Origin of the sequence: uncultured Campylobacter sp. (assembly GCF_938045225.1) — a bacterium.
Taxonomy (GTDB): domain Bacteria; phylum Campylobacterota; class Campylobacteria; order Campylobacterales; family Campylobacteraceae; genus Campylobacter_A.
In genome coordinates, this window is sequence record NZ_CALINL010000168.1 from 1 (window position 1) to 4,743 (window position 4,743).

General features: G+C 48.4%; 4 protein-coding genes. 1 reads left to right on the forward strand and 3 read right to left on the reverse strand.

Annotation, left to right across the window (positions count from 1 at the left end):
* The 3 genes from Q0200_RS06265 to Q0200_RS06275 all read right to left on the reverse strand — a co-directional run.
* Positions 1–503: YqhA family protein (locus tag Q0200_RS06265; RefSeq protein WP_297939126.1), on the reverse strand; the 503-nt coding region annotated here is incomplete at its 3' end.
* A gap of 409 nt (positions 504–912) precedes the next feature.
* Positions 913–1,938, reverse strand: coding sequence for an aspartate-semialdehyde dehydrogenase (locus Q0200_RS06270; protein WP_297939129.1), 1,026 nt, complete (start codon positions 1,936–1,938; stop codon positions 913–915).
* A gap of 458 nt (positions 1,939–2,396) precedes the next feature.
* Positions 2,397–3,566: a sigma-54 dependent transcriptional regulator gene (locus tag Q0200_RS06275; RefSeq protein WP_297939132.1), complete on the reverse strand. Its 1,170-nt coding sequence runs from the start codon at positions 3,564–3,566 to the stop codon at positions 2,397–2,399.
* 222 nt (positions 3,567–3,788) lie between these two features.
* On the opposite strand from Q0200_RS06275, the gene Q0200_RS06280 reads away from it, so the two are divergent.
* On the forward strand, positions 3,789–4,743 hold a 955-nt coding region (locus tag Q0200_RS06280; RefSeq protein ID WP_297939135.1), incomplete at its 3' end, for a FimV/HubP family polar landmark protein.

A 4,743-nucleotide genomic window follows, 5' to 3' on the forward strand; every position in this document is an offset into this window, starting at 1 on the left:
TAGTGCTCGCCCTTGTGTAGGAAGTAAAGTCCCAAACAAAGCGCCAAAATCGAGGCCGCGAGATAGGTCATCTCAAGCGGAGTGGTGAAATTTGCGTGCAAAACGCGTTGGAAAAAGTTAACGATAAGCACCATGATGATGACTTTGCCCAGTTTATCCTTGAGCTCGTCGAGCGAGTGCACCTCGAGGACTTTGCTCTGTTTGGACTGCTTGAGCTCCTCGATCTCGGAGATAAACAGCTCGTAAATGCCGAAGCTAAAGATGTAAAGCACGAGCGCCATGAGGTAGAGGTCGATCGCGCCCACGATCTTTCCGACGACGTCGGAGTGGAAGTTCTCCGGGTGAAAATCGCCGAAAAAGTAGTGATAAACGGCGACGAATACCTTGCCCACGTCGTAGCTAGCGATGACGAAAAGCACGATCGCGCCAAGCAAGCCGAACACTACTGGCAGGAGCGTGAAGTTGTTGCTAAAGAGCAGGATTTTTTCAAAAGCTTTACGCATTAATTTCCTTTGTTTAAAAATAAAACGCGTATTTTATAATATTTTCCTTAAAGCTAGGGCGTTGAGCATGCGCGAGCCTAGCTGGAATTTAAGTTAGTGCGTGAGGCTTGGGTTGTTATCTGGCGGGGTTAAATTTGAGTTTTTTGGTGTTTTATAAAACAGTTTTTGCGAGCATTACTCGGTTTGGTGAATTGAGCCAAATTTGTGTTTGTCAAAATTTGACTTTACAAATTTAACTCTAAAGTTTGCGCCGTAAAGGTGCGGATAAATTTATGAGTCAAATTCAAAAAGCTAGTAGAAAATTCGTATCGGAAAATCAGATTTTATATTTTAAAATCATCAAATTTTATCCGAATTTACGCCAAAACCAAAGCGTAAATTCGGTAAATTTAAACAAAAAGCGGGCCGATTATTCCTGCAATTCTATCCATTTTTGCGCGATTCTTACGGCATTGGTTGCCGCTCCCACGCGGATCTGGTCGGCGCTGCACCATAGATGCAGGACGTTTTTGCGGTAGTTATCCGTGCGGATGCGTCCGACATAGGTTTCGTTGGTGTCGCTTGAGATGCTTGGCATCGGATATTTTTTCGCGGCTGGCTCGTCCACGACCACGATGCTAGGCGCTTTGCGCAAGATTTCGCGAGCGGCCGCGGCGTCCACGTCTCTATCAAAATGAATCGTGATAGCCTCTGAGTGGCTGCGAAGCACCGGCACGCGCACGCAGGTTGCGCTCACTTCCATATTTTTGTGGAGGATTTTTTGGGTCTCGTTGACCATTTTCATCTCCTCTTTTGTGTAGTCGTTGTCCAAAAATACGTCGATGTGCGGGATGACGTTAAACGCTAGCTGGTGCGCGAAGACTTTCGGCTCGCACTCATCAAGCTTAAACTCGAAAAACTTTTGCAGCTGCACGACTAGCTCCTCCATACCCTCTTTACCAGCGCCAGAAGCCGCCTGATAGGTCGCTACGTCCACGCGGTTGATACCGTACGCGTCGTCTAGCGGTTTTAAAATTTGCACCATTTGGATGGTCGAGCAGTTTGGGTTGGCGATGATGCCGCGGGTTTTCCACTGCGCGATGTCCTGCGGATTGCACTCGGGCACGACTAGTGGCACGTCCGCGTCCATCCTAAAGTGGCTGGTGTTGTCGATCACGACGGCGCCGCTGGCGGCTGCAAATTTTGCGTATTTTTCGGATACCGATCCGCCCGCGCTAAAAAACGCTATGTCGATCTCGTGCTCGTCAAAAACGGTCTCGGTGAGCTCCATGACTTTGTGATTTTTGCCTTTAAACTCTATTTGGGTGCCTGCGCTTTTCGCACTTGCTAGCGGTAGCAGCTCGCCCACCGGGAAATCAACCTCCTCCATAACGCGGAAAAGCTCCTCTCCGACTGCGCCCGTCGCGCCTACGACGGCAACGTTAAATTTTCTCATTTTTGGCTCCTTTGTTTTTACTTCTTTTTTACTTCTCGGGCGACAGAGTCGTCCTGCGACCAACCCCATCGGTTGGATCCCGCACTCCTCGTAGCGTAGTCTCGTCGCAAGCGGATGCGAGGCGAAAAGACTTGTCCGACTTTGCGGACCAAGTTTAGGTTTTACTTCTCGGTCGGCAAAGCGGTCGCGACAAGCCTCTTTTGCTTAACCTGGTGCCAAAGACTTGCTAGGCTCTGCGGACTAAATTTAGATTTTTGACATAAAGCTAATCGCAATCGCTCTTACCCATTAAATTTAACTCAAATTTGCGGTCAAATTTAACTTCTTTTATATTCAAATTTGCCGCTCAAATTTGACGAGTCGCACGCCGCATTTTCAGCGTCGCCGTCTCGGCCGGCTAAATTTAAAATTTAAGCTAAAATTTCGCTTATTTTACTCGCGTAAAGCTTAAATTTAAGCTATTTTCTGCTGCGAGCCTGCAAAAAAAGATCGCCCGGTTGTATCTCCTCGCCTTCGCTAAGAATCGCTGCTCGTTGTACGACGGAGATAAGTTCGCGGATATTGCCCGGAAAATCGTAGTTTTCTAGCTCCTTTACCGCCGCTTCGGAAAAGCTTTTTGCGCCGAGGCTAAACTCCTCGCAGCTTTGTTTCAAAAATCGTTCGGCGATAGGTAAGATCTCCTCTTTGCGCTCTCTTAGCGGCGGGATGGCGACAGGAACGGTGTTTAGGCGGTAAAACAGATCCTCTCTAAATTTACCGCTTTGTATGAGTTCGGGCAGATCGGCATTGGTCGCTGAAACGATACGGACGTCGATTTTGATGCTTTTTGTCGCGCCAAGGCGCGTGATTTCGCGCTCCTGGATCGCACGTAGGAGTTTTGGCTGCAGATTTAGCGGCATCTCGCCGATCTCGTCTAAAAATAGCGTGCCGCCGCTTGCTAGCTCAAACTGCCCCTTTTTCATCGCCGAAGCATCGGTAAATGCGCCCTTTTCAAAGCCGAAAAGCTCGCTTTCTATCAAATTTTCTGGGATCGCGGCCATGTTTATCGCGATAAACGGACCGTCCTTGCGCGGCGAGTTTTTGTGGATAAATTTAGCAAACAGCTCCTTGCCCACGCCGCTCTCGCCCATTAGCATCGCCGAAGCATCCGTTTTTGCAACGCGAGAGGCTAAATTTAGCGCGTTAGCAAGCGCTGGCGAGCTAGCGACGAAATCGGTCGAATCAGCTTGCGAATTTGGCCCGTTTTGCGCGGCTTTTAGGCTCGCAGCTGGTAGTTTACGGCGTAAAATTTCGACCCTTTTTATCGCCTCGTACAGCGTTTGCGCGTCAAATGGCTTTGTTAGAAAATCCTTGACGCCAAGGCGCACGCTCTCGATGGCTTTGTTTAGCGTTGCGTTGCCAGTCATTATGATGACGTCAAATTTGCCCTCCAGGCGCTTGATGAACTCCAGTCCGTCCATCTGAGGCATGTTGATATCGGTGATGATGAGATCGACGTCCTCGCCCATTTTCTTAAGCGCCTCGACGGCGCTTTTATAGCTTTTGATTTTTAGATCTTCGTATTCGCCAAGCGCGATCTCTAGGGACTTGCGCATGTTTATGTCATCTTCTACTATTACGATGTTCATCTTTTACTCTTTGTTTTTAAATACGCTTATGATAGCCGAAGAGGGCTTAAATTTTACCGTAAAACGCACGGGAAACAGCAACGGTTTATGACATTTTTGATAACATAAATGACAGTGTTACTTGGCAGATTAGGGACTTAGACTATATCATAACGTAATATATCGTAATAGACGGTTAAGTACTCGGCAGTACCGCAGGATTCATTTCATAGGGGACAAGTTTTGAAGAAACATTACAAAATCAAACTTATCGCAGCTTCCGTTGCCTTAGCGGTTTCGGTGGGTGCAAGCGCAGGGTTGGGCGGTTTAAATGTTCAATCGCATTTGGGTGAGCCGTTTTCCGGCAACATCACCGTAACCGGAGAAGAAGCACAGGCATTATTTAACGGCGGCAAGGCTTCCGTATCGAATGCCAACCTCAGAACCAGCGTTCACAGAGCGGGCGATCGTGCGGTCATCAATATCCGTTCGGCTAAAGCCATCAAAGACCCTGTGCTGATTTTCCAAGTCAGTACCGGCGCTCAATCTCGAGAATATACCGCAATCATCGATCCGGCTGATTACTCGGTCAAGGGCGACAGTACGCCCCGCGTTCGTCAGGAGCTGCCTCCCGCATACGCTTCCCAGCAGATAGACCGTCAAGCTGCGCGCGAACGGATTAACCGTGCGCTGCGTAGTGGAAATGCGTCTGCAGATGTTGCGAATAATACGCGTAAAGACGGAATCGACAATAAAAAGTCAAAAAATGCCCAAACACAGCCTAAACAGACGCAAAATGCAGCCTCTTCTGTACAGGGCGAGCCGCGTTATGGCAAACGACATTTAGTCAAACAGGGTGAAACCCTGACTGAAATTGCGACCCGTATCCGTCCTCAAGGAATGACGGTCGAGCAGGCAATACAGGCATTGGTAAAAGCCAACCCTGGTGTGTTCATCAATAAAAATGCCGACCATATGTTGGCTGGCAAAGTATTGAATATCCCGACCCAGTTCGATATGAAACAGGCAGCCGCTAAACAGGCCGCCGAGAAGCCTCTTGTGTCTGATAAACAGCAGCCGCAGACCGCAGCAGCATCTAAAGCATCGTCTGAAAAATCAGAAGCTGCCAAAACTAATGCATCTGCGGAAAATAAGGCAGGTGAAAATAAGGCTGGCGGAGAGGCTAAATCAAACAAAG

Coding starts and splice junctions, on each gene's coding strand:
- Q0200_RS06270 (WP_297939129.1), bottom strand. CDS start 1,938: ATGAGAAAATTTAACGTTGCCGTCGTAGGCGCGACGGGCGCAGTCGGA.
- Q0200_RS06275 (WP_297939132.1), bottom strand. CDS start 3,566: ATGAACATCGTAATAGTAGAAGATGACATAAACATGCGCAAGTCCCTA.